We start from the raw sequence: 22,495 nt of genomic DNA on the forward strand, positions 1-22,495 counted from the left end.
TTCAGGCAAGGAGTCTGATTATGCAACTTAAACCGTTGGCTCGCTCATTAGCAGCAGTGCTATCTATCGTGGTAATCGCTGGCTGTTCCAGCACCGGCGGAACCCAAGATGGTGACTCGTACGGTAGCCAGGACGGCAGCACTACAGGTTCTAACACTTCCGGTACAGGCACAGGTAGCCAGTACGGTTCATCTACTGGTTCAGGCTCAGGTTCTGGTCAGCAAGCTGATTCGCGCATTCCGGAAGTGCGCACCATTTATTTCGATTTTGACCGTGACACGATCAAAAGCGAATATGAATCTGTAGTGATGGCCCATGCGCGTTACCTACGTGCCAACCCGAATGCACAAGTGGTTCTCCACGGGCATACGGACGAGCGCGGTACTCGCGAATACAACATGGCGCTAGGCGAGCGTCGTGCGGGAGCGGTAAAGCGTTTCTTAAACATCCAAGGTGTTTCCAATTCGCAAATGAGCGTTGTTAGCTATGGCGAAGAACGTCCGGCAGTGAGTGGTGAAGGCGAAAGCGCCTCTTCACAAAACCGTCGCGTTGTATTTAACTACTAAGTATTTAACTACGGTTGATTTCGGCGTGCTTATGGCACGCCGTTTTTCATCGATGGAGTTGTTATGAATCACAGTCTCAAACGTTACTTTGGGAGGCTGTGCGGTGCGGGAGCCTTAGTGCTCCCGCTGTCCGTATTGCCGTTAATTGCCGTAGCACAACAGCCGCTTGTCCAAGACCTTTCCAATGCTCCCAGCAATGGCTTTTATCAGCAGGCGCAGCGTGAAGAATCGTCTGGCGGCAATCTGGTGTTGTTTAATCAGGTGCAGGAACATCAGCAAGAACTTCAACAACTGCGGGGGCAAATAGAAGAATTACGCCACCAGCTAGAGCAGTTGCGTCGTCAATCTCAGCAGCAGTACCTGGATATTGAAGACCGGTTGATGAGCAGTGGCCCTACTCAGATTGAGCAGTCCACACCGGCCGTAGAGCCTGAAGCCGCTGAGCAAGTCGTGAATGCGCCTTCTACTAAAAACGTAAGTGAAGACGCGCAGGCTGATTACCAGGCAGCCTTTGCACACGTGCAAGCCCGGCGTTTTTCAGAAGCCATTGCAGCGTTTGAAGCCTTTGTTACTGATCACCCAGATACTAGCTTAACGGCTAACGGTCATTATTGGTTGGGTGAACTTTACGCCGCAGAAGGCGAGCTAGGGGAGGCCGACCAGTCCTTTAGCCGCGTTATCAATGATTATAGCGGCAGCAGTAAAGTGCCTGATGCTCTTTATAAGCTGGGCCTGGTCAAGGCGCGTCAAGGTGAAGCAGAAGGTAGTCGCGAGTTGCTTGAGCAAGTGCGTGACGACTACCCACAAAGCAGCGCCGCAGGTCTTGCGAACGACTTTTTACGCCAATCAGCCAGTTAACAACGTTTGCTTGAAGGAATCAGCATGAGCTGCAAGATCGACTATCAACCAGCGCCCAGCCTATTGGAAAATCGCATTGTGTTGGTAACCGGTGCAGGCGATGGAATTGGCCGCGCAGCCGCATTGAGCTATGCCCAGCATGGGGCGACCGTTATTTTGCTAGGACGCACTATTGCTAAGCTAGAGCGCGTTTATGATGAAATCGAAGCGGCAGGTGGGCCTCAGCCAGCCATTTTTCCGCTGAACTTTGAAGGTGCCACGCTTAAAGATTTTCATGATATGGCCAAAACGCTGGACAAAGAGTTCGGCCGTTTGGATGGCCTCTTGCACAACGCAGGGCTGTTAGGCCGTATCACACCGTTTGATCAGTACGATCCCGAGCTGTGGCAGCAAGTCATGCAGGTCAATATCAATGGCCCAATTTGGATGACCCAGGCGCTGCTGCCGTTATTGCAAGAGTCTGATGATGCCTCGGTAATCTTTACCTCTTCCAGTGTTGGTCGCAAAGGCCGTGCCTATTGGGGCGCTTATTCTGTCTCTAAGTTTGCCACTGAAGGGTTTGTCGATGTACTGGCCGATGAATTACAGAGCCAACCCAATATCCGCATTAACTCGCTGAATCCAGGTGCTACGCGCACTCAAATGCGCCGTTCTGCCTTCCCAGGTGAAGACCCGGCTGCGCTGCGCTCACCCGAAGCCATTATGCCGACCTACTTATGGTTAATGGGGCCTGACAGCACGGGAGTCAGCGGCCAGAAGCTAGATGCTCAGCCGCCGCGCATATAATAAATGTCTCGATGCCTGACGGCGCTTAGCGTTTAAATTCGCTTAGGGCATCGACGAGCGCTTCGCATTCTTCAAACCAGATGTCTGCAGGCCAGTCCTTATAGTTGTCCTCTTTGCTAATATAGCCATAGCCCACCGCTACCGCCGTCATTCCGGCTGCTACGGCGGCTTCTATATCGCGAACATGATCGCCAACATACCAGCACTGCTCCGGCTTAACGTTCAAGCGCTTGGCAGCTTCCCATAGTGGTTCAGGTGCCGGTTTTTTGACACTCAAGTCATCCGCGCATAGCAGCGCCCCTGGCTGTAAATTCAGCTTTTCGAGCAGTGGCAGGGTATATCGGCGCGGTTTATTGGTCACAATTCCCCACGGTTGCCCATTGCGATGCCAATCATTCAGCCAAACGTCCAAAGGCGAAAAGACTCGGCTATGAACAGCGACGGCCTGTTCGTACGCATCCAGTAAAAACTCTCGTGCCTGTATATGTTGTGACGAATCAATATCGAGCCCAAGCGCCAGCGTCACCAGCGCATTACCGCCGTTAGATACCTCACGGCGTATTACCTCAAACGGGAGTGGCGCTAAGCCATGATGGCTGCGCAACACGTTGGTGGCATTCGCCAAATCCGGTGCGGTATCGACGAGGGTGCCGTCTAGGTCAAAGAGAATCGCTTGCGGTGCTTGCTTGGTCATTTAACTGCTCACCTTGCGGCAGTACATCATGTAGTTGACCGAGACATCGTGGCTAGCCAAGCGATAGCGGCGTGTTAAAGGATTGTAGGTAAGTCCTGTCTGTTCACGCACTTCTAAGCCGCTGTTGCGCGACCAAGCGGCCATTTCTGACGGGCGAATAAATTTTGCATAGCTATGGGTGCCGCGGGGCAGCAGTTTGAGTACATATTCCGCCCCTAAAATGGCAAACGCATAGGATTTTGCGGTTCGATTTAGCGTTGAGAAAAATACATAGCCGCCCGGTCTTACAAGGACGCTGCAGGCCCTGATCACTGATGCGGGGTCGGGCACATGTTCGAGCATCTCCATGCAGGTAACCGCATCATAAAAACCGGGCTGCTTGGCCGCCATGGCCTCTACGCTGATGTGCTGATAATCTACTTCAACACCACGTTCTTGCGCATGCAGGCGGGCTACAGCAAGGGGGGCTTCACCCAAGTCAATGCCCGTCACCTTAGCCCCGCGATGGGCCATAGACTCGCTCAAAATACCGCCGCCGCAGCCTACATCAAGGACTTTTTTTCCGGCTAGACCAGCGCGGGCATCAATAAAATCCAAGCGCAGCGGATTTATCTCGTGCAGCGGTTTGAATTCGCCCTGTTGGTCCCACCAGCTGCTCGCAAGTGCCTCAAATTTAGCGACTTCCGATGCATCGACGTTGCCTTGATAGTGGTCAGCAGTGCTATCCTGTGGTGTCGCTTGCATAGTGTGGCTCCCGTTGTCATTGCACAGCTGGTGAAATAATTACACGCTGCCCAATCGTTATCGTCTAATGCGAGGTGGCATCCACCCGCGCCTTCAGTATTATGGACATTCTAACCACTCCTGTGTCGGAACGCATGAAAAGGACCTCTCTATGATTCGCAAGGCCGTGCTCCCCGTGGCTGGATTTGGCACTCGCTGCTTGCACGCATCGAAGGCTATTCCCAAGGAGATGATTACGATTGTTGATAGGCCTGTGATTCCATGAGCTGTTAGCCATGCTATGTATTTGCTACGCTCGCTTATGCTCGTCGTCATCTTGAGCTTGGAAAAGCTTTTCAAACGCTGCTGTCGCGTTACCACCTAGGAGAGTAATGCATGCGGGTGCTACTTTATGGAAGCGAATTAAGTGCCGCGACCGCCGCTGCCGCGTTAGCTTGGGTAGGCCATCAAGTGCAGTGGCTGCCACACGCGGACGCGCCCTGGTCTGCTCTTTCACAGGTCGACTGGCTACGGAGCGAACCTCAGTTGAGGGCGCACCTTGAGCAGGGCTTAGCGGAGGGCACGCTTCAAGTCATTGAGCAGCTGTCAGAAGCCGCTATCCCTGACGTTATCTGGTTAGCGTTATCACCTGCTCAACGCGGCGCTGCCAGCACGCTGCTTGAAGATCCGCTGTTAGCCGATCAGCATGGTATTGTACTGGTCAATAATTCAACCTTTCCGGTAGGGGAAACCGAGCGTCTGCATACGCTGATGGGCGCTCAGCACACCAGCGTAGCCCTTCCTGACACCTTAGAAGAAGGCCGTGCTTGGGATTCATTTACTCGCCCGACGAGGTGGCTGCTGGGTTGTGATGATGCCACCGGCGAGCAAGTGGCAAGAGAGCTTTTACGCGCGTTTAATCGGCGCAGCGAAGTATTTCAGTGCATGCCGCGCCGTGCCGCCGAGTTAACGAAGCTAGCCATTAATGGCATGCTGGCGACGCGCATTAGTTACATGAATGAAATAGCCGGTTTGGCGGATACGCTAGGCGTTGATGTTGAGCATGTTCGCCAAGGGATGGGTGCCGATTCTCGCATCGGTTTTGAATATCTGTATCCAGGCTGTGGTTTTGGTGGCCCTAGCTTCTCGCGTGACTTGATGCGCTTAGCCGATGTTCAGTTGCAGAGCGGCCGCTACTCAGCCCTGCTTGAGCAGGTAATGGACATCAACGAGCAGAAAAAAGAGACGCTGTTTCGTAAACTATGGTCGCACTTTGGTGGCGAGCTTGCGGGCAAAACAGTCGCGATTTGGGGCGCTGCCTTTAAGCCTGGTACCGCACGTATCGATCATGCCCCGGTGCTGACGCTGCTTGAGGCATTATGGGCCCAGGGCGTGACGGTTCAGTTGCATGACCCCGCCGCCGTCCCAGCGCTTCGGGCTTTTGTGGGTGAGCGCGATGACCTGCGTACGTTTACCCATGACCCCTATCAGGCGTGTGAAGGGGCCGACGTGTTGATGCTAGTCACAGAATGGAAAACGTATTGGAATCCTGACTGGCATCGGCTAGCGTCGTTATTAGACGCTAAGCTAGTACTAGACGGACGTAATATTTATGATCCTGAGTTCGTTGCCAGCTGTGGAATAATGTACCGGGGAATAGGCCGCCGTGCCGATCCAAAGACTTTTTGAGGAAATGTCATGCCAGACGCTAGCGCCTCCTCTCGTATTGTACCCGACGTGGATCAAAGCTTGACGACGCAACCTATACGCCATCGAAAAGGGCCAGCGCTCTGGCCGCTGTGGCTATTCATATTTTTGATCATGGGGCTGTTGATTGTGTCGGCGGCTGGACTTTGGTATGAGCGTGAACGATTGTTAGATGAACTGCGCGTGGTCAGCGGAGAGGTGTCCAATGTTCATGCCCGGCTTGATTCAGGCGACGGTGATGTGCAAGACACGATTACCTTTGTGCAGGCGCAAATGTCGACGCTGTTCCAAGAGCAAGAGCAGCTATCTGTTTCGCTTATTGATACTCGCGAAGAGCTGTACGGCCTGCTCACTAATAGTGATGATATGGTTTCAAGTGATTCAATTAATGCTCTCGCACAGCAGATAAAGCAGTTTCAAGAGCGGGCGGCGCTTCGCGATAGTCAGCTGATGGCGATTCGTGAATCGCTTAATACACTAGAGCAGACGGGCGTATCGGGTCGACAAAGTTTGGTTGAAGAAGTTGCCCATTTAGAGCAACTCACTGACCAGCGGCTTGAAGAACAGGATAGCCAGATCGACAGCGCTAGCCGCTCTTGGGAAGGGCAGTTGGAAGCACAAAGAGACGAGTTCGCAACGCGATTCGACTCGTTTGAAGCAGCGCTCGCTGATAGTGAAGACCCGGTTGACCAGGAAGCTTTGCAGGCATTAGAGCAGCAGTGGAGCCAGCGCTTAGGTACACTTGAAAGCGACCTGCGCCAGGTGCGTCAAGCGCAGTTAGCCTTCAGTGCTCAGTTAGAAATGTTGCGTTAAAGGAAGAAAATTCTGACGTCGACACCTGTGATTTGCTAATGCATTAAATGGGTAGAACGATGAAGCCGCTGATATAGGTTAGGAAAAAAATGTATGGGAAGACAGCAGCGATGGACTTCAGCTACAGGGCGAATTTTTTTTGTAGCGCTACCACTTTTTTGTGTATCACCTGGGGTATGGGCCGTTGATGCGACCATTGAGGGCGTCACCGGAGAAGTCGATAAAAACATTAAAGCCTACTTACAGAATGTCGACGCCGAGCAATATACCGACGTTCGCTTAGAGGGCGAAGTGCGCCGCCGCGCTCAAGAAGCCATGCGCGTATATGGTTACTATGAGCCAGAGATAACGCTGGAAAGAAACACCGACGACCGTGTGTGGCTGACCATTGAGCCGGGGCCGCAAGTAAAAGTCGAAACACTATCCGTTAACGTTGAAGGCGATGCGAGAGATGACCCGCCTTTTCAAGATGCATTAGAGGCGTTTCCTCTTAAAGAGGGTGACGTATTACGCCATGCACCGTGGGATCGCCTTAGTGGTCAACTGTCCGGCCTAGCCATTGAGCGCGGGTATTTTGACTGGGGGTTTACCGACAAGCGCATGGAGGTTCGCCCGTACTTGCAAAGTGCTCGCTTGTACATGGATTTTGACAGCGGTGCGCGCTATCAATTTGGCCCCACCTCGATCAAGGGGAGTCATATTGACCTTGACCGTCTTCGCCGTATACAGCCCTTTGAGTCTGGCGATCCCTATTTGGCAGAAAATTTAGCGCTTTATAGTCAACGTCTCGCTGACACAGGCTGGTTCAGTTCTATTTCCGTGCGCCCACGTCTCGCAACCGCTCAGGAGTTAACTATTGCGCCTCCTGGCGATAGTGATCCTTGGTGGAGTGAGGCTACGGCCTCTCAACCGCAGCGCCCGCGTTTGAGCAGCGCTGCCTTAGCCGGTGCACTCAGTATTAATAAACCCGATGATAAAGAGCTTCCTATTGATGTCAGCGTTGAACCTGCGGATCGCCATCAGTTTGAGGTAGGTATCGGTTTCGCCACCGATGTGGGCCCGCGCCTTCGCTTTGGCTGGGAACAGCCGTGGATCAATCGCTATGGCCATAGCCTTGACCACGATCTCTATTTATCTGCACCAGAGCAACGTTTCACCGGGGTATACGATATACCTCTTGAAAACCCGTTACGCGATAGCTACCGGCTTCAATACGGTGTTCGTAATCTTGATGACAACGATACTGAGTTGCTAGAAGGCACCGTGGAATTTGCGCGGCGCTGGCAGTTTGACAATGACTGGGTCCAGCTGCTGTATCTTCGCACCAGCTATGTAGACTTTGTTCAGGGCGGCGAGGCCGATAAAGTTTGGCTCTTCTATCCCGGTGTTCAGTGGACGCGTACCCGCACGCGGCCCCAGCGCTTCCCTCTATGGGGCGATCGTCAGCAGCTTTCGTTCGAATACTCAGACACCGTTTGGGGCTCGGATGCCCAGTTTGCACGCATGACGGGGGATACGGAATGGATTCGTACCATCGGTAACGATAACCGCTTTTTAGCGCGCATCAGTGTAGGGGCGATAGAAACGGAAGACTTTGATAAGTTGCCTCCATCGCTACGCTTTTTTGCCGGCGGTGATCGCAGCGTACGCGGCTACTCTTATGAAAGCCTCTCTCCGCGTAATGATGAAGGGCGTCTACGGGGTGGTCAGCAAATGCTGACGTCGACACTGGAGTATCAGCGGCGAGTTACCGGCGACTGGTGGGCAGCCACGTTTGTTGATAATGGTGATGCCTTTGATGACTGGGCTCCCGATGATCTGAAAACCGGTGCGGGCGCAGGCGTACGCTGGATTTCGCCGGTGGGACCAATTCGCTTAGACATCGCCCACCCTTTTGATGATGAAGACGCTTTTCGCGTGCATTTTTCCATCGGACCGGAATTCTAGGAGAAAGACTTGTCACAGGTTGAATCATCTACTGCTGAAAAGCGCCATGTGCTGTCTTCGAAATCTCGAATCTGGCTGTTGGTTTGGAGTCTAGTGCGTCTCGTTATCCTGCTGCCCATTTGGCTGTTTGGGCTTGTAGCGTTAATTCTGGGTGCCGCGCTATCCCCCTGGGGAACGGGCATGTTGCTTTCACAAGGCGAGCAGCGCGATTTTTTCTCCTACGCCCATCATGAAGGCGGTTTACTCGATCATTTCGTGATTGAGGATTTTCAGCTAAGGCTAGGTGAAACTCGTATTAGCATTGATGAGTTTGAACTGGCGTGGGCCGATGACTGTGTACTGTCAAAGCGCTTATGCATTGATACGCTTCGTGTTGTGGGGGCGGATGTTCGGCTAGGGGCCGCCAGTGAGCAGGAGCCCCCTCCCCAGGAAGACAGTGCGCCGCTCTCGATTCGCTTTCCCTTTCCTATCGAACTGCGCTCGTTACAGCTAGAGGACGTCAGCCTCCGACTTGCCGATGGTACCGAGATCTCGTGGCTTTCGTTAAATTCCTCAATCGTTGCGGAAGGTAACGAGGTACGCCTCGCGCCAACGCATTTAGAAGCGCCTCGCGTCTATTTGCCGCCATCCCCTGGTATTTTGCTAACCCAAGGGATAGATACGCCGCTTTATGGTGAGGCTATTGATGCTTCTATAGCGCTCCATCAGCCACAAAACGATGCAGTAGAAATCGCCGAATCAGTCGAACAACCGCTTGAAGCACGAGAGCGTCTTGCACTGCCGGATATCACACTGCCCGTCAATGTTCAGATACCTGAATTTACCGTCAGTGATTTCCGTTTAGAAGGTGCCGTTGAATATAGTGTTGAGAGCCTGCAATTAGGGCTTTTAACTGACGGTAGCGACGTTGAGGTAACGCAGTTGTCGGTCGTGACCCAGGATGCCCAGGCAGAATTAACGGCAGAGACTACCCTGAGCGGCAACTATCCTTTAGCGGCCCGTTTAGATGTAGAGCTTTTCTTACCTGAACTGTTTCCAGAGCTGAACGGTGAAACGCTGACCCTGGTGCTGTCTGGCTCAATGGATGCGCTTGAGGCGCAGCTTGAGGCCGCCGGAGTGGTGAACGCTACACTTAGCGGGCAGATTGATGCGCTAGCGCCCACGTTGCCTTTCCAGCTGCGCTTGCAAAGTGAGCAAGTGCAGTGGCCGCTGCTGGTTAATGAGACAGCCACTGCTTCTAACGAGGTTGCCGATACGCTTGAGGGCGACGATGCCGTCGATCCTTATATCATCGACGATTTAGACCTACAGCTCACGGGTACTATTAGCGACTACCGTGCCCAGCTTGGTCTTTCTGTGCAGGGCCCCAGCGTTCCGCAAACCCAAGTGAATCTCAGTGGTCAAGGCGATCTTGAACACTTCAGCTGGCAGCCTCTCACTCTGGCCGTGGGCGATAGCACTTTGAGTAGCGAAGGCACCGTCAATTGGCTAGCACCGTTGCAGGTAGATGCGAGTGTGCGCTTGGATCAATTTGACCCGGGTCTTTTTGTAGATCAGTTAGACGGTAATTTAAATGGTGATATTGAGCTGTCAGTGCGCCAACTAGAGGATCAGTGGGCTATAAGCGTGCCCAATCTGGCCATTGATGGCGAGCTACGCGACTATCCGTTAACCCTGCAAGCAGCCTTTGACGCTAACAGTAATGTGGAAATTGATATTGATGAACTGCTGTTTACTCAAGGTAATAACCGCGTAGAAGCGGCAGGCCAAATCAGTGAACAAGCGATGTCGTTGAATGCGGATATAGCCCTGCGCCAATTGCAAACGCTGTCACCAGATCTTGCCGGCACCTTGGTGGGTACACTGCAGGCAAGCGGTAGCTTTAACCAACCTCAGTTAGTTGCCAGCTTGCAAGGTGGCGCACTGCGCTTTGCTGAAAACCGTATTGAACAGCTTGAGCTAACCGCTGATGTGAAAGGGCTAGAAGATCCGCTGTTAGATGTTCAGTTAGCCATGACCAACGTATTCGCGGGTGGTCAATCACTGTCAGATATTACAGCGACGTTGTCGGGCCGTCTTTCGCAACATCAGTTAGAGCTGACGGTTCTGGGGCAAAATGATGCGGTGCTAAGCCGTGCTTTGATCGCGCTAGAAGGCCGCTTTAATCAGCAAAGTCAGCAATATCAGGCACGTTTAACGCCCTTAGAAATTGATTCTGAAGCGGGCACCATTCGCCTCGAAGCGCCGCTAGATTTACGCTACAACCTTGCCGATGGTCAGGCTCGCTTGTCACCGTTTTGCTTGCGTCGTGAAGAAGGTGGCCTTGTGTGTTCTGAAGAGGTAATTACTGCCTCGGCGCAACAAGGTAATGCAACGCTGACGGTGCGTGAAGTTCCAATGGAGATGCTAGAGCCCTTTTTGCCCGAAGAGTGGCAGTTAGAAGGTGATACCACGGCGGATCTGGCCGCAAATTGGCGGCGGGGCGGCGCTCAATGGCAGGCGGATCTTCGCATCTTAAGCGATGTGGCAATTACAGCAGTCAATGATTATGGCCAGCCAGTTCAATTGCCCAAAATCAGTTTAGATGCGCAAGTTGAGGCTAACCAGGCTCAGGCTGATGCGGACATTGCGCTGTCTCTCGCAGAGGCGGGGGATCTAAATTTAAACCTCTCGATTAACGATCCGTTAGGGCGCGGCGTGCTGGATGGGGAGCTGCGCGCCAATAATGTTTCGCTAGAGCCTTACCGACCAATGGTTGTGGGCATGGATCGCTTGGCTGGGGATTTGACGGGCAGCGTACAAATATCGGGAACGACCAGTCAGCCTGATTTACAGGGTCAGCTTGGGCTGCGCAGTATCCAAGTTAATGGTCCTGACATTCCGGTTGATGTTCAGGATGGTGAGCTCATCGTTTCATTCGATGGTGAGCAGGGCGATATTAATGGATTTCTAGCGGCTGAGCGCGGGCGTTTAGAAATAACCGGTGATGCTTATTGGCCAAGCGGCGATGACTGGCGCATTGGCGTGGACTTAAACGCCGTGCAGGAGCCAATCCTGGTCGTATTACCGCAGTTTGGCCGGCTGGAAGCTGCGCCGGATATTCGCGTGCGAGTGACGCCGGAAAGGCTGCAAGTAAGGGGCGATATCAACGTGCCCTGGGCTCGCCTTGAAATTGGCGATATGCCGTCATCCGCAGTAACGCCCAGTGGCGATGAAGTGATTATTACCGAGCGTGAGGATCGCCAGGCGGAGATTGAAAGGCAGCGTGTTGCTGCCAGCGGGGAAGGGCCAAGTACGTCGGATGAGCTTGCCGCGACCGGTATGGAGCTCGATATACTGGTAACCCTGACACTGGGTGGCGATATGCAGTTCGCGGCCTATGGCTTAGAATCAGGCCTTGGGGGATCGCTAGAAATTCGTCAAAGCGGCGGGGCATTGCAGCTGTTTGGCGATGTTAATCTGGTTGACGGTCGGTTCCAGGCTTTTGGGCAGGACCTATTGATTCGTCGCGGTGAAATACTGTTCAGCGGTCCTCCTGGTCAGCCTAGGCTTGATTTCGAAGCGATTCGTAATCCGGATGTAACCGAGGACGATGTCATCGCTGGTCTGCGGGTAACGGGCAACGCCCAAGAACCTAATGTAGCGATATTCTCTGAACCTGCGATGAATGAATCGAGCGCATTATCTTATCTGCTACGTGGCCGCGCGCCGGATGCCGCGGGTGGCGGTATTGATAGCGCTTTGACAACCGCATTAATTGGCATGTCACTGGGGCGGACAGGCGGTGCAGTGGGCTCAATCGGCCAAGCTTTTGGTATTGATGACTTGGCCCTAGATACCACCGGCACTGGTGACGATAGCCAAGTTGCCGTGAGTGGTCAGCTGACGGACGATCTGCGAATTAGTTACGGGGTGGGAATTTTCTCGCCAATTGCAGAACTAACCTTACGCTATACGCTTTTGCGTAATCTTTATTTGCAGGCCGTATCAGGCGCCAACCAAGCGGTGGATTTGATTTATACGTTTACCCGCTCTGGTAATCCTGAAATTCTCAAACAGCAATAAGTGAGGGCGATATGTCGCTATTTTCCAGCACTGTTTCAAGTACTGTTTCAAGTACTGTTTCAAGTACAGGCCGCGTATTGCCAGGCCGCGACGCCCCGATTGAAACGAGTGAAACACACACTATTAGTGGCCACTCGTTACATCCACCATTTCCCCAGGGCTATGAGGAAATAGTGCTGGGTATGGGATGCTTTTGGGGCGTAGAGCGGCTTTTTTGGCAGCTGCCTGGTGTCTACGTGACGGCAGCAGGCTACGCTGGAGGCGAAACTCCGAATCCGACTTACGACGAGACCTGCACAGGGCGCACTGGCCACACTGAAGTAGTGAGAGTGATCTTTGACCCTCAGCAAGTGACGCTTGAAACGATCTTGCAAGTATTTTGGGAGCAGCACGACCCTACTCAAGGGGACCGTCAGGGAAATGACACTGGCTCGCAGTATCGTTCAGCCATTTTCACAACGGGGGCTGCCCAGCAAGCGGCGGCTGAAAAGAGTGCCGCTGCTTTTCAACAGGCATTGAGTAACGCGGGTAAGGGGCGTATTACCACGGAAATTAAGCCGCTGGATGTTTTTTATTACGCTGAGGCTTATCACCAGCAGTACCTCGATAAAAACCCTAATGGCTACTGTGGCTTAAAGGGGACCGGCGTTACCTGCGCTATTAACTAAGTGAGTACTGTTTGAGCTAGAAACGCGCCTGTCGCAAGTGGCAGGCGCGGTAAGGGCGTTTAATCGCCTTGATGCAGGCGATCAATGCGATAAAGCGTTTCGACTTGCTCTAAGCCAGTGATAGTGCAGTTAAGGTCTTTGACACGGCCATCGCTTAATCCGTAGACCCACCCATGTACTGAGATATCCTGACCGCGCTGCCAGGCACGCTGCAAAATCTTAGTGCGACATAGACTATTAACCTGTGCTTTGACGTTAATTTCACACATACGGTCAATCTGATCCTCTATAGGAAGATGACTGAGAGCATTTCTATGCTGGTTGTACTGTTCGCGCACCGAGTGCAGCCAGTAATCGACGACGCCGCACTCGCCTCCGGTCATGGCCGCCTTAATGCCGCCACAGCCGTAGTGACCCACAATCATAATATGGCTAACTTTCAGCACGTCCACGGCAAACTGAACCACCGACAGAGCGTTCATGTCTGTATGGTGGAGTAAATTGGCTACGTTACGATGTACAAATACCTCCCCAGGCGGGAGCGCAATGATTTGGTTGGCTGGCACGCGGCTATCGGAACAACCAATCCACAAATAGTCAGGGTTTTGCTGACTGGAGAGGCGCTTAAAGTACTCAGGATCTTCCTCGCACATGCGCTCAGCCCAGGCACGATTATTATCCAGTAGCGTCGCAATAGCATCAGACATAGAGTCTCCATAATATTAAGTCGCTTGCAGCTTCAGATAATATGAAGCAATAGCAAGTATCAAATAGTAGCGGATGGTTTTAACCTTCTCTGAGAGCTAGGTCAACAAAGATAAGTTGCAATTGTTGGCATTAAAATTTTTCAATCGATAGGAGCAAACCATGGCAGACGTTTCCAAATACGACTACGACCTGCTGGTGATCGGCGCTGGTTCTGGCGGTGTGCGTGCCGCGCGAATGGCTGCAGCAACCGGCGCTAGCGTGGCAATTGCCGAAGATCGATACCTGGGCGGAACCTGTGTCAACGTTGGGTGCGTGCCTAAAAAACTCTACTCATATGCTGCGCATTTTCATGACAGTTTTGACGATGCAGCAGGGTTTGGCTGGCAGCTTCCCGGACCCGCGCATTTTGAGTGGGCGACCTTGCGCGACAATAAAATCAGCGAGATTAAACGTCTAAACGGTATTTATCAGCGCATGCTAGAAAGCGCTGGAGTTACTCTATTTAATGCCCGGGCACGGTTGGTCGATGCCCATACCGTAACGCTAAGCGGTGAGCATGGCGACACGTCAGTGACCGCACAAAAAATTCTGCTCGCCACCGGTGGCTGGCCTTGGGTTCCTACTTTTCCAGGCAGCGAATATGCCTTAGATTCAAATCAAATCTTTGACCTGGATACGTTTCCTAAGCGTTTTCTCGTGCTGGGTGGTGGCTATATTGCGGTTGAGTTTTCCAGCATCTTTAATGGGCTCGGAAGCGAGACGCACCTTGTTTATCGCGGTGAGCTATTCTTGAAAGGCTTTGATCAAGAGGTTCGCGAGTTCACCCGCACTGAAATGGAAAGAAAGGGCGTCAACCTTCACTTCAATACCAATATCGAACGCATTGAAGCGACCGACAATGTCTATAACGTCCACCTCACCAGCGGTGACATGCTTGAAGTCGATGTAGTGTTAGCCGCCACTGGGCGTAAAGCCAATATTGGCGATTTAGGGCTTGATCATCTTGGCTTGGCGTTGGATGAATCGGGAAAAGTGCCCGTTAATGAGCGTTTTGAAACGGATGTTCCCTCGGTGCTAGCACTGGGTGACTTAACGGCTGGGCCCGAATTAACGCCGGTGGCCCTGGCAGAAGCGATGCAGGTCGTTGATTATCACTTTTCAGACAGTGTGCCCAAGCCGTTAGATTACGCCACGATACCAACGGCTGTTTTTTGTCATCCTAATATCGGCACCGTGGGGCTTTCTGAAGAGGATGCGCGTGAAAAGTTTACTAATATCCGCGTCTACAGCACCGACTTTCGTGCCATGAAGCACACGCTTTCGGGTAGCCAAGAGCGTACCTTAATGAAGCTGGTAGTGGACGACGCGACCGATGTTGTTGTGGGCGCTCACATGGTCGGTGACGATGCCGGTGAACTCATCCAGGGAATTGCCATCGCGGTAAGGGCGGGGCTGACCAAGCAGGACTTTGACCGGACGGTGGGTATTCACCCAACCGGGGCAGAAGAGTTCGTTACGATGCGAACGCTGACACGCACGTAAGTCTCTTAAATTATATAAGTCGCTTGGATTATAAATGCGATTTTCTAGCGGCCTTGTATAACAAATAATTATGGAAATAGGGGCGGAGAATAATATGGTTTTTGAATTGCTCATAATCAGCTGTTATAATGGTCGTCAAATTCGCTACAGCAAAGCATAACTATGAGTACGCCGACGCAACCTTTTACTCCTTCTGCAGACCTTGCTAGGCCAACGGTCGCGGATGCCGTGGTAGGGCATGCAGAGACTCCATTATTTATACGTAAGCCGAATGCAGACGATGGCTGGGGCGTATATGAGCTGGTTAAAGCCTGCCCGCCGCTGGATGTAAATTCCGCCTACGCTTATTTGCTACTCGCCACTCAGTTTCGTGATACGTGTGCCGTAGCAACCAACGAAGGCGGCGAAATCGTTGGTTTCGTATCCGGCTATGTAAAAGACAATGCTCCCGACACATATTTTCTGTGGCAGGTGGCCGTTGGTGAAAAGGCACGTGGCACCGGGCTTGCTCGGCGTTTGGTGGAAGCCATTATGTCGCGTCCTGAGCTTGACGATGTACATCACTTGGAAACGACTATTACCCCCGATAACCAGGCTTCATGGGGGTTATTTCGCCGCCTAGCAGCACGCTGGCATGCGCCGCTTAACAGCCGCGAATACTTCTCTACTGAACAGCTTGGAGGAGAGCATGATCCGGAAAACTTGGTGCGTATCGGCCCGTTTCAAACAGGTCGAATCTAATACGCCGCTTTTATTAAAGTAAAAGCACGTTCTTAACATACTGTTTTCCCGCTCATGTTGCTCCGGGCTAAAGACGCCCTAAAGCAAAATGATCAACTAAGGAGGTCGCTAATGCAGACCCAGACACTTGAACGCATGGAATCCAACGTACGTACTTATTCACGCTCATTTCCGGTGGTGTTTACCAAAGCGCAAAATGCGCGTCTAACCGATGAGAATGGTCGCGAGTACATTGATTTTCTAGCCGGCGCGGGCACGCTCAATTACGGCCACAATAATCCGCACATGAAACAGGCGATGATTGATTACCTGGCCACTGATGGCGTTGTGCACGGTTTGGATATGTGGACCAATGCAAAACGTGATTATTTAGAGACACTGGAAGAGGTCATCTTCAAGCCACGTGGGCTTGAGTATAAAGTGCACTTGCCAGGTCCGACAGGCACTAATGCCGTAGAAGCTGCCATCCGTTTAGCGCGTGTTGCCAAGGGTCGCCACAATATTGTGACCTTCACCAACGGTTTCCATGGCGTCACCATGGGGGCGCTAGCAACCACCGGTAATCGTAAATTCCGTGAAGCAACCGGCGGCATACCCACTCAAGGCGCTAGCTTCCTGCCTTTTGATGGCTATATGGGTGAGCATACTGACACGCTTGATTATTTCGAAAAACTGCTCGGCGATAAGTCTGGTGGTCTAGATATTCCTGCCGGTGTCATTATTGAAACCGTGCAAGGCGAGGGCGGTATTAACGTGGCAGGCCTGGATTGGCTGAAACGTTTAGAAGGTATTTGTCGTGCCCACGACATCCTGCTAATTATTGATGACATCCAAGCAGGCTGCGGCCGTACCGGTAAGTTCTTTAGTTTTGAGCATGCCGGTATTACGCCCGACATTATTACCAATTCAAAATCACTTTCTGGTTTTGGCTTGCCGTTTGCGCATGTTCTTATGCGTCCTGAGCTGGATAAATGGAAACCGGGCCAATATAACGGTACGTTCCGTGGTTTTAGCTTAGCAATGGTAACGGCCACCGCTGCTCTTAAAAAATATTGGTCCGATGACACCTTTGAGCGTGATGTTCAGCGTAAAGGGCGTATTGTAGAAGAGCGTTTCCAAAAGCTGGCGGCGCTGCTAACAGAAAGCGGTATGCCGGCAACTGAACGCGGCCGCGGCCTGATGCGCGGGATTGACGTAGTGTCGGGTGATATCGCTGATAAGATTACCAGCAAAGCATTCGAGAATGGCCTGGTGATTGAAACCAGCGGCCAAGATGGTGAAGTCGTTAAATGCCTTTGCCCGCTGACCATTACCGATGAAGATCTGCTGGAAGGTCTCGATATTCTTGAGATGTGTGTCAAGTCGGTGGCTGGAAAGTAAGCTGTTGTTACGTAAATTAAGACGATAGCAGTACGTTTTTTAATTGGGGATATAGTGGCTGGTAACCGCCAGTCACTTTGAAACGGAGTACTTTTATGATCGTTCGTAACCTTGAAGAAGCGCGTAAAACAGAACGTCTTGTGACCGCCGAAAACGGTAACTGGGACAGTACTCGCCTTATTTTAGCCAACGATAATGCAGGTTTCTCGTTCCACATTACCCGCATTTTCCCCGGTACTGAGACGCACATTCATTACAAAAACCATTACGAAGCGGTGTTTTGTTATGAAGGTGAAGGTGAAGTAGAAACTTTAGCCGATGGCAAAATTTGGCCGATCAAAGCAGGCGATGTCTACATGCTAGACCAGCACGATGAGCATCTGCTGCGTGGTAAAGAGAAAGGCATGACGGTTGCTTGTGTATTTACACCGCCGATTACCGGTAATGAAGTTCATCAAGAAGACGGCTCTTACACCGCTTCTGAATAATATGCACCTGCTAGATAAAAGGTCCGTATTTAGGTAAGCGTCAGTATGAAATGGGAAAAGCAGCCTTGCTGAAGAGCAGGCTGCTTTTTTTGTTAGTGAATAAATAAACGTTTATCAGCGATCAATTTTCTCAAATGCCAGGGTGATTTCGCCGAATGTCAGGCCAAATTTGCGCATAGCGGTACGATTGATTAAGCGGCCGTCTTGCTGCAGGTACATCCAGTCATCCATGGTGAAGGTTATCTTCCGTCCACTGACTTCAATTTCGAGTGGATAGCGCATATGGAAAGCATGGCCGTACTGACGGGCTTCGACGGGACCTTCAACATCGCTAGCTGTGCCGATCCAGTGGTGCTCGTCAATGCGCTTAAATGTCCAAACCCGGCGGTCGGTTTGACCATCTGAGAAGACAAAGGACTCGTCCAGCGTCAGCGTGTCATTTTCATAGCTGCCCTCGACATCAACGCTGAAACGTCGCTGTACCTCGCCTGAGTAATCCTGCACCATGCCCCAAGCGCGGGTAGTGCCGGTAAAGTATTCGGCGATATCCAGGCGCGGATCAGAATCTGCGTAGTCTTCAACATCAACGCCAGCACAGCCAACCAGTAAAAAAAGCAGTGTAAACAAGCCCAAGCGTAGTGATCGAGCCATGTGGATGTTTCCTGTATGAAGCCTGCGTGTTTGTATACGGGTGGTGGGCATATTTATCCAGCATAGAGTAGACGATCAAGCAAAGCACTAAACTTGGTTCACTATAGATCAGATGTTGAGCAGCTTTTTTTACATCAATTGCTAAAAAAAATTTAAAGTAAATTCTAGAATAGTAACTGATTTGGCTTCCCTCATTTTATCGTATTTACACGCCTAGATTTTATCGAGCCCCTTTACTGTTTTGACGATACACGCTTTATGCCTGTGCCGAGCCGCTAGCTTTAATACAAAAATAATTCAAAAGTTTCTGACGGAACCATATAGTGAACCGGTCGAAACCGGCTCACTTAACCGCCAGGATTCTACAGGTCTTTCACGATGCGAAGGGCATCATAAATTGCTGCGTGGGTATTTCGATGCGAAATAGCATCCCCAATCCTGAATAGCTGGAACTGTCCTTCGATAGCCACAGGCTGTGGTTTGCCTGCAATCAGGTTCTCATAGTTGACGGCACCTTGATTGCTCGATAGCGGCTTCAACTCTTCGTAAAGATCTTCCATAGGTAAGGTGCCAAAGTTAACGACGACCTGATCCACGCGCCGCTCTTTGGCAACATTGGTGTAGTCACTGCTGACAGAGGCAACCAGCTCATTACCATCGCGTTTGATGCCTGTCAGGCGGAACGTCGGAGTGAATGTGGTATCCAGCACTTGTAACGTGCGCATATAGGGCACCAGGTTCATGGCCATGACTTCTGGCGCCAGGGCGCGGTCGGCTGTCATGTATTCGACCTTGCCGCCTGCTTTAGCAATAATCTCAGCGGCTTGCAGGGCGGTGTGGTCACCGGCATCGTCATAGACTAGTACGTTATTGCCTGGCGTTACATGTCCTGAAAGCAGATCCCAACCCGTAACTGCCAGCTCATTACCCTCTTTAAGCGCCTCTTCATTAGGCTGCCCACCCGTCGCCACAATGACCACGTCCGGCGATTCGCCGAGCACTTCATCCTGTTCGGCAAAGACATTGAAGTGGAACGTGACGCCCATTGCCTGACAGCGCTCGAAGCGCCAGTCGATAATACCCATCATTTCTCGGCGGCGCTCGCTCTGTGCCGTTAAGCGAACCTGCCCGCCGGGGGCATCTGCCGCTTCAAATACGACGACTTCATGTCCACGCTCAGCAGCTACGCGAGCGGCTTCCATCCCGCCTGGACCTGTGCCAATCACCACTACCTTACGTTTGGTATCAGCGGGGGGGATGGTATGCGGCATAGTGGTTTCGCGGCCGGTCGCGGCGTTATGAATACAGTACGCGGCGCCGCCCTGATAGATGCGGTCCAGGCAATAGTTGGCGCCCACGCAGGGGCGGATCTCCTCTTCCCGTTCCTCAATGACTTTCTTCATCAGGTGCGGGTCGGCCATATGGGCACGGGTCATGCCGATCATATCGACCTTGCCGGACGCAATTGCATGACGAGCCGTTGCAACATCCTGAATTTTGGCTCCATGGAAAGTGGGGAAATCGACCTCGCGCTTGATATCGCCAGCAAAATCCAGGTGGGGTGCGCTGGGCATGCCCTGGATCGGAATTACGTCCGTTAGACCCGGGTCGGTATCAATGTGCCCTTTGACGACATTGAGGAAATCTACCAGGCCACTGTCTTTCAATCGGTGAGAAATAGTCATGCCATCCCGGGCATCGAAACCGCCAGGCAGGCATTCGTCACCTGTGTAGCGCACGCCAAGCAAGAACTTTTCGCCAACACGCTCGCGAATGCACTGGAGCACTTCAAAGGTAAACCGGAGTCGATTTTCCAGGCTGCCTCCATAAGGCGCATCTAGCTCATTGGTTAATGGCGACCAGAACTGATCCATCAGATGGCCGTACGCTTGGATTTCCATGCCGTCCAAGCCCGCTGCGTACATGCGCTCGGCGGCATCGGTGTAATCCTTGATCAACCGTTCTATATCCCAAAGCTCGGCTTTTTTCGGGTAGGCGCGGTGGGAAGCTTCCCGACGATTGGATGCCGAAACGGTCGGTAGCCAATCACCTTTATCCCAGCGGGTACGGCGGCCCAAGTGTGTTAGCTGAATCATTACCGCCGTACCGTGTTCGTGGCATGCCTCGGTGAGATCGCGCATCCACGGCACCACTTCGTCTTTATACGCCAGGATATTGTTAAAAACCGGCGGACTGTCTCGGGAAACCGCCGCCGATCCGGCCGTCATGGTCAGGGCAATACCTGCCTTAGCACGTTCAACATGATAAGCCCGGTATAGTTCTTTAGGCATGCCATCTTCGGGGTAGGCCGGTTCGTGAGAGGTCAGCATTACCCGATTTTTCAGAGTTAAATGTTTTAGTTGTAACGGCTGTAGCAAAGGGTCGTTTTTCACGGTCGTCTTCCCTTGTTGTTTTGATGGTTGACACACGCTAGCCCTCTCTGTACGAGATTGTCAATATAATTGACAGCTATGTACATTAAGGTGACAGATTTCCTGATATGATCGACTTCATCAGCATGGCAAAGAGAAAAATACGTGAAAAATGGACGCGACACGATTAACCAAACGGCTTGGATTGATACTGCTTACGAGCTGCTGATTGCCTCGGGGGTCAGTGCCGTCAAGATCGTACCGTTAGCAAAGAAGTTAAAGACATCGCGAACCAGTTTTTACTGGTTATTTAAAGATCGCGAAGAGGTGCTTACTGCACTGCTACAGCGATGGGAGCGTCAAAATACACAGGCCGTCATTGAGCAATCGGAGAAATATGCGTCTTCCATAGTGGAAGCCACGCTCAATGTCTTTGATTGTTGGTTTGACCCGGCGGTATTTGATTCTGAGTTTGAGTACGCCATCAGAAGTTGGAGTCTGCAAGATCTCGCGGTTGCCAAGCGAGTTAGCCAGGCCGATAACCTACGCCTGCAAGCACTTCGAGAAATGTTTATTCGCTTTGGCTACGACTCATTGGAAGCCGATACCCGTGCGCGCACGGTTTATTTGATTCAGATCGGCTATATCTCGATGCATACCCAGGAGACCCAAGATACGCGGATCGGCCGAGTGGCTCAGTACATTAATATTTTTACCGGGCAGATGTGCGCCCATGCCGATCTTGAGCGATTTGCTGCGCGGCATAGAGCGCGGTTTACGCCCAAAGAGATGGCGGCACAACAGGAGATGACGGATGAAACCGATATTAACGCTCGGCATTATCGGGGGTAACGGCTGGTTAGGCAGTGCGTTGGGCCGCTCAGTGTTATCTAGCGGACTAATATCGCCAAACCAGCTGGTGGTGACAGCCAGTCGAGAGCATAACCGCTATCAGGACTGGCCAGGAGTGATCTGTGTCGAGAGCGCTGACGCACTGCTTGAAGTTGCTGAGGTCGTCGTGGTGTCTGTGAGGCCTGAGCAGTTTTCCCTACTAACGCTTTCACTTGAAAATCGGCTGGTGATTTCGTTAATGGCCAAGGTGCCAATAGTCGCACTGGCTGCGGCAACGGGGAGCAATCGAATCGTGCGTGGCATGCCCAACGCAGCTGCGTCAGTAGGGCGCTCCTATACCCCTTGGTGCGCAATGCCAGGCTTGAGCGCGGAAGATTGCGCTTTCGTTCAGCGCCTGTTTTCTGCCTGTGGCGTAAGCGATGAAGTAGAAGATGAATCGCAAATCGATTATCTGACCGCGTTAACGGGCAGCGGCCCTGCTTTTCCTGCGCTCTTGGCTGATGCTCTGATACAGCATGCAATCACACAAGGAATTTCTCCAACAGTGGCCCAGCGCGGCGTACTGCAAACGCTGTCAGGCGCTAGTCAACTGATGCTGGATGAGAACGCGTCGCCTGCCGACATGGTGGCCCGCTTTTTAGATTATGGCGGAACCACTACTGAAGGGTTAAATGCCATGCTGCAGCATGGTTTCCGCGATGCGGTACAGGAAGGGATGAAGGCCGCCTACGGTGCAGTTAAGTGTTGACCAAATGACGCCTATAACAATAAATGCTTTAGCAAATGCCTAGCCATAAAACGCTTTCGACACGCTATAAAAAAGAAGAGATTATGAACCTCAACAGCAGCAATAAATTTCAGATAGTGGATTTTTCTTCAGGGCAACAGACTCAACGGCGATGGGGTTTATAGAAACTGAGGCTCAATGACGTCG

At 52.0% G+C, this 22,495-nt stretch carries 19 protein-coding genes and 1 pseudogene; 15 read left to right on the top strand and 5 right to left on the bottom strand.

All coding sequences use genetic code 11. The features are described 5' to 3' along the window. Nucleotides 1-20: 20 nt before the first annotated feature. The 3 genes from pal to ACT3TR_RS13735 all read left to right on the top strand — a co-directional run bounded on the left by pal (nt 21) and on the right by ACT3TR_RS13735 (nt 2,210). Nucleotides 21-566: a peptidoglycan-associated lipoprotein Pal gene (pal, locus tag ACT3TR_RS13725; protein ID WP_096280086.1), complete on the top strand. Its 546-nt coding sequence runs from the start codon at nt 21-23 to the stop codon at nt 564-566. Nucleotides 567-629: 63 nt separating this feature from the next. Next, entirely contained in the window at nt 630-1,424 is a 795-nt protein-coding gene (gene ybgF, locus ACT3TR_RS13730) for a tol-pal system protein YbgF (RefSeq protein WP_096280084.1), read from the top strand. A 24-nt stretch (nt 1,425-1,448) separates the two neighbouring features. Then, nucleotides 1,449-2,210: a YciK family oxidoreductase gene (locus ACT3TR_RS13735; protein WP_096280082.1), complete on the top strand. Its 762-nt coding sequence runs from the start codon at nt 1,449-1,451 to the stop codon at nt 2,208-2,210. Nucleotides 2,211-2,235: 25 nt separating this feature from the next. Here the strand turns inward: ACT3TR_RS13735 and ACT3TR_RS13740 are convergent, their stop codons facing one another. Both ACT3TR_RS13740 and ubiG read right to left on the bottom strand, forming a co-directional pair. Next, entirely contained in the window at nt 2,236-2,904 is a 669-nt protein-coding gene (locus tag ACT3TR_RS13740; protein ID WP_096280080.1) for an HAD-IA family hydrolase, read from the bottom strand. Next, nucleotides 2,905-3,648, bottom strand: coding sequence for a bifunctional 2-polyprenyl-6-hydroxyphenol methylase/3-demethylubiquinol 3-O-methyltransferase UbiG (gene ubiG, locus ACT3TR_RS13745; RefSeq protein ID WP_444625456.1), 744 nt, complete (start codon nt 3,646-3,648; stop codon nt 2,905-2,907). 151 nt (nt 3,649-3,799) lie between these two features. Here ubiG and ACT3TR_RS13750 point away from each other — a divergent pair. The 6 genes and pseudogenes from ACT3TR_RS13750 to msrA form a co-directional block, all read left to right on the top strand. After that, a pseudogene (locus tag ACT3TR_RS13750) lies at nt 3,800-3,907 on the top strand (UTP--glucose-1-phosphate uridylyltransferase); the annotation flags it as partial. A gap of 116 nt (nt 3,908-4,023) precedes the next feature. After that, entirely contained in the window at nt 4,024-5,316 is a 1,293-nt protein-coding gene (locus ACT3TR_RS13755; RefSeq protein WP_444625455.1) for a nucleotide sugar dehydrogenase, read from the top strand. Nucleotides 5,317-5,325: 9 nt separating this feature from the next. Then, nucleotides 5,326-6,147, top strand: a complete 822-nt coding sequence (locus ACT3TR_RS13760) for a hypothetical protein (RefSeq protein ID WP_444625454.1) — start codon at nt 5,326-5,328, stop codon at nt 6,145-6,147. A 93-nt stretch (nt 6,148-6,240) separates the two neighbouring features. Next, a complete protein-coding gene (gene tamA, locus ACT3TR_RS13765) occupies nt 6,241-8,094 on the top strand; it encodes an autotransporter assembly complex protein TamA (protein ID WP_444625453.1) in 1,854 nt (617 codons plus the stop codon). Nucleotides 8,095-8,103: 9 nt separating this feature from the next. Beyond that, complete coding sequence (gene tamB, locus ACT3TR_RS13770) at nt 8,104-12,159, top strand: autotransporter assembly complex protein TamB (protein ID WP_444625452.1); 4,056 nt, start codon at nt 8,104-8,106, stop codon at nt 12,157-12,159. Nucleotides 12,160-12,170: 11 nt separating this feature from the next. Then, the gene (gene msrA / locus ACT3TR_RS13775) at nt 12,171-12,827 is read left to right on the top strand and encodes a peptide-methionine (S)-S-oxide reductase MsrA (protein ID WP_444625451.1); all 657 of its coding nucleotides are present in this window, start codon (nt 12,171-12,173) and stop codon (nt 12,825-12,827) included. A gap of 59 nt (nt 12,828-12,886) precedes the next feature. Here msrA and can read toward each other — a convergent pair whose 3' ends face one another. Then, nucleotides 12,887-13,534, bottom strand: coding sequence for a carbonate dehydratase (can, locus tag ACT3TR_RS13780; RefSeq protein ID WP_096280066.1), 648 nt, complete (start codon nt 13,532-13,534; stop codon nt 12,887-12,889). A 160-nt stretch (nt 13,535-13,694) separates the two neighbouring features. On the opposite strand from can, the gene gorA reads away from it, so the two are divergent. The 4 genes from gorA to ACT3TR_RS13800 all read left to right on the top strand — a co-directional run bounded on the left by gorA (nt 13,695) and on the right by ACT3TR_RS13800 (nt 17,686). Continuing rightward, nucleotides 13,695-15,077, top strand: coding sequence for a glutathione-disulfide reductase (gene gorA / locus ACT3TR_RS13785; RefSeq protein ID WP_444625450.1), 1,383 nt, complete (start codon nt 13,695-13,697; stop codon nt 15,075-15,077). A 162-nt stretch (nt 15,078-15,239) separates the two neighbouring features. Continuing rightward, the gene (ectA, locus tag ACT3TR_RS13790) at nt 15,240-15,818 is read left to right on the top strand and encodes a diaminobutyrate acetyltransferase (protein ID WP_444625449.1); all 579 of its coding nucleotides are present in this window, start codon (nt 15,240-15,242) and stop codon (nt 15,816-15,818) included. Between the two features lie 111 nt (nt 15,819-15,929). Continuing rightward, nucleotides 15,930-17,198 carry a diaminobutyrate--2-oxoglutarate transaminase gene (gene ectB / locus ACT3TR_RS13795; RefSeq protein WP_096280061.1) on the top strand — a complete coding sequence of 423 codons (1,269 nt, stop codon included), beginning with the start codon at nt 15,930-15,932 and terminating at the stop codon, nt 17,196-17,198. Nucleotides 17,199-17,293: 95 nt separating this feature from the next. Next, complete coding sequence (locus ACT3TR_RS13800; protein WP_096280059.1) at nt 17,294-17,686, top strand: ectoine synthase; 393 nt, start codon at nt 17,294-17,296, stop codon at nt 17,684-17,686. A gap of 114 nt (nt 17,687-17,800) precedes the next feature. Here ACT3TR_RS13800 and ACT3TR_RS13805 read toward each other — a convergent pair whose 3' ends face one another. After that, nucleotides 17,801-18,337 carry a DUF3833 domain-containing protein gene (locus ACT3TR_RS13805; protein ID WP_444625448.1) on the bottom strand — a complete coding sequence of 179 codons (537 nt, stop codon included), beginning with the start codon at nt 18,335-18,337 and terminating at the stop codon, nt 17,801-17,803. A 362-nt stretch (nt 18,338-18,699) separates the two neighbouring features. Further along, nucleotides 18,700-20,730 carry an oxidoreductase gene (locus ACT3TR_RS13810; protein ID WP_444625447.1) on the bottom strand — a complete coding sequence of 677 codons (2,031 nt, stop codon included), beginning with the start codon at nt 20,728-20,730 and terminating at the stop codon, nt 18,700-18,702. Between the two features lie 144 nt (nt 20,731-20,874). Between ACT3TR_RS13810 and ACT3TR_RS13815 the strand changes: the two genes are divergently transcribed. Together ACT3TR_RS13815 and ACT3TR_RS13820 are read left to right on the top strand one after the other, a co-directional pair. Then, nucleotides 20,875-21,561: a TetR/AcrR family transcriptional regulator gene (locus tag ACT3TR_RS13815; protein ID WP_096280053.1), complete on the top strand. Its 687-nt coding sequence runs from the start codon at nt 20,875-20,877 to the stop codon at nt 21,559-21,561. Next, complete coding sequence (locus ACT3TR_RS13820; RefSeq protein WP_444625446.1) at nt 21,524-22,309, top strand: pyrroline-5-carboxylate reductase family protein; 786 nt, start codon at nt 21,524-21,526, stop codon at nt 22,307-22,309. Before ACT3TR_RS13815 ends, ACT3TR_RS13820 begins: the two co-directional genes overlap by 38 nt. The last annotated feature ends 186 nt before the right edge of the window (nt 22,310-22,495 follow it).

It is taken from the genome of Halomonas sp. AOP12-B1-6 (assembly GCF_052379225.1).
GTDB lineage: Bacteria > Pseudomonadota > Gammaproteobacteria > Pseudomonadales > Halomonadaceae > Vreelandella > Vreelandella casei.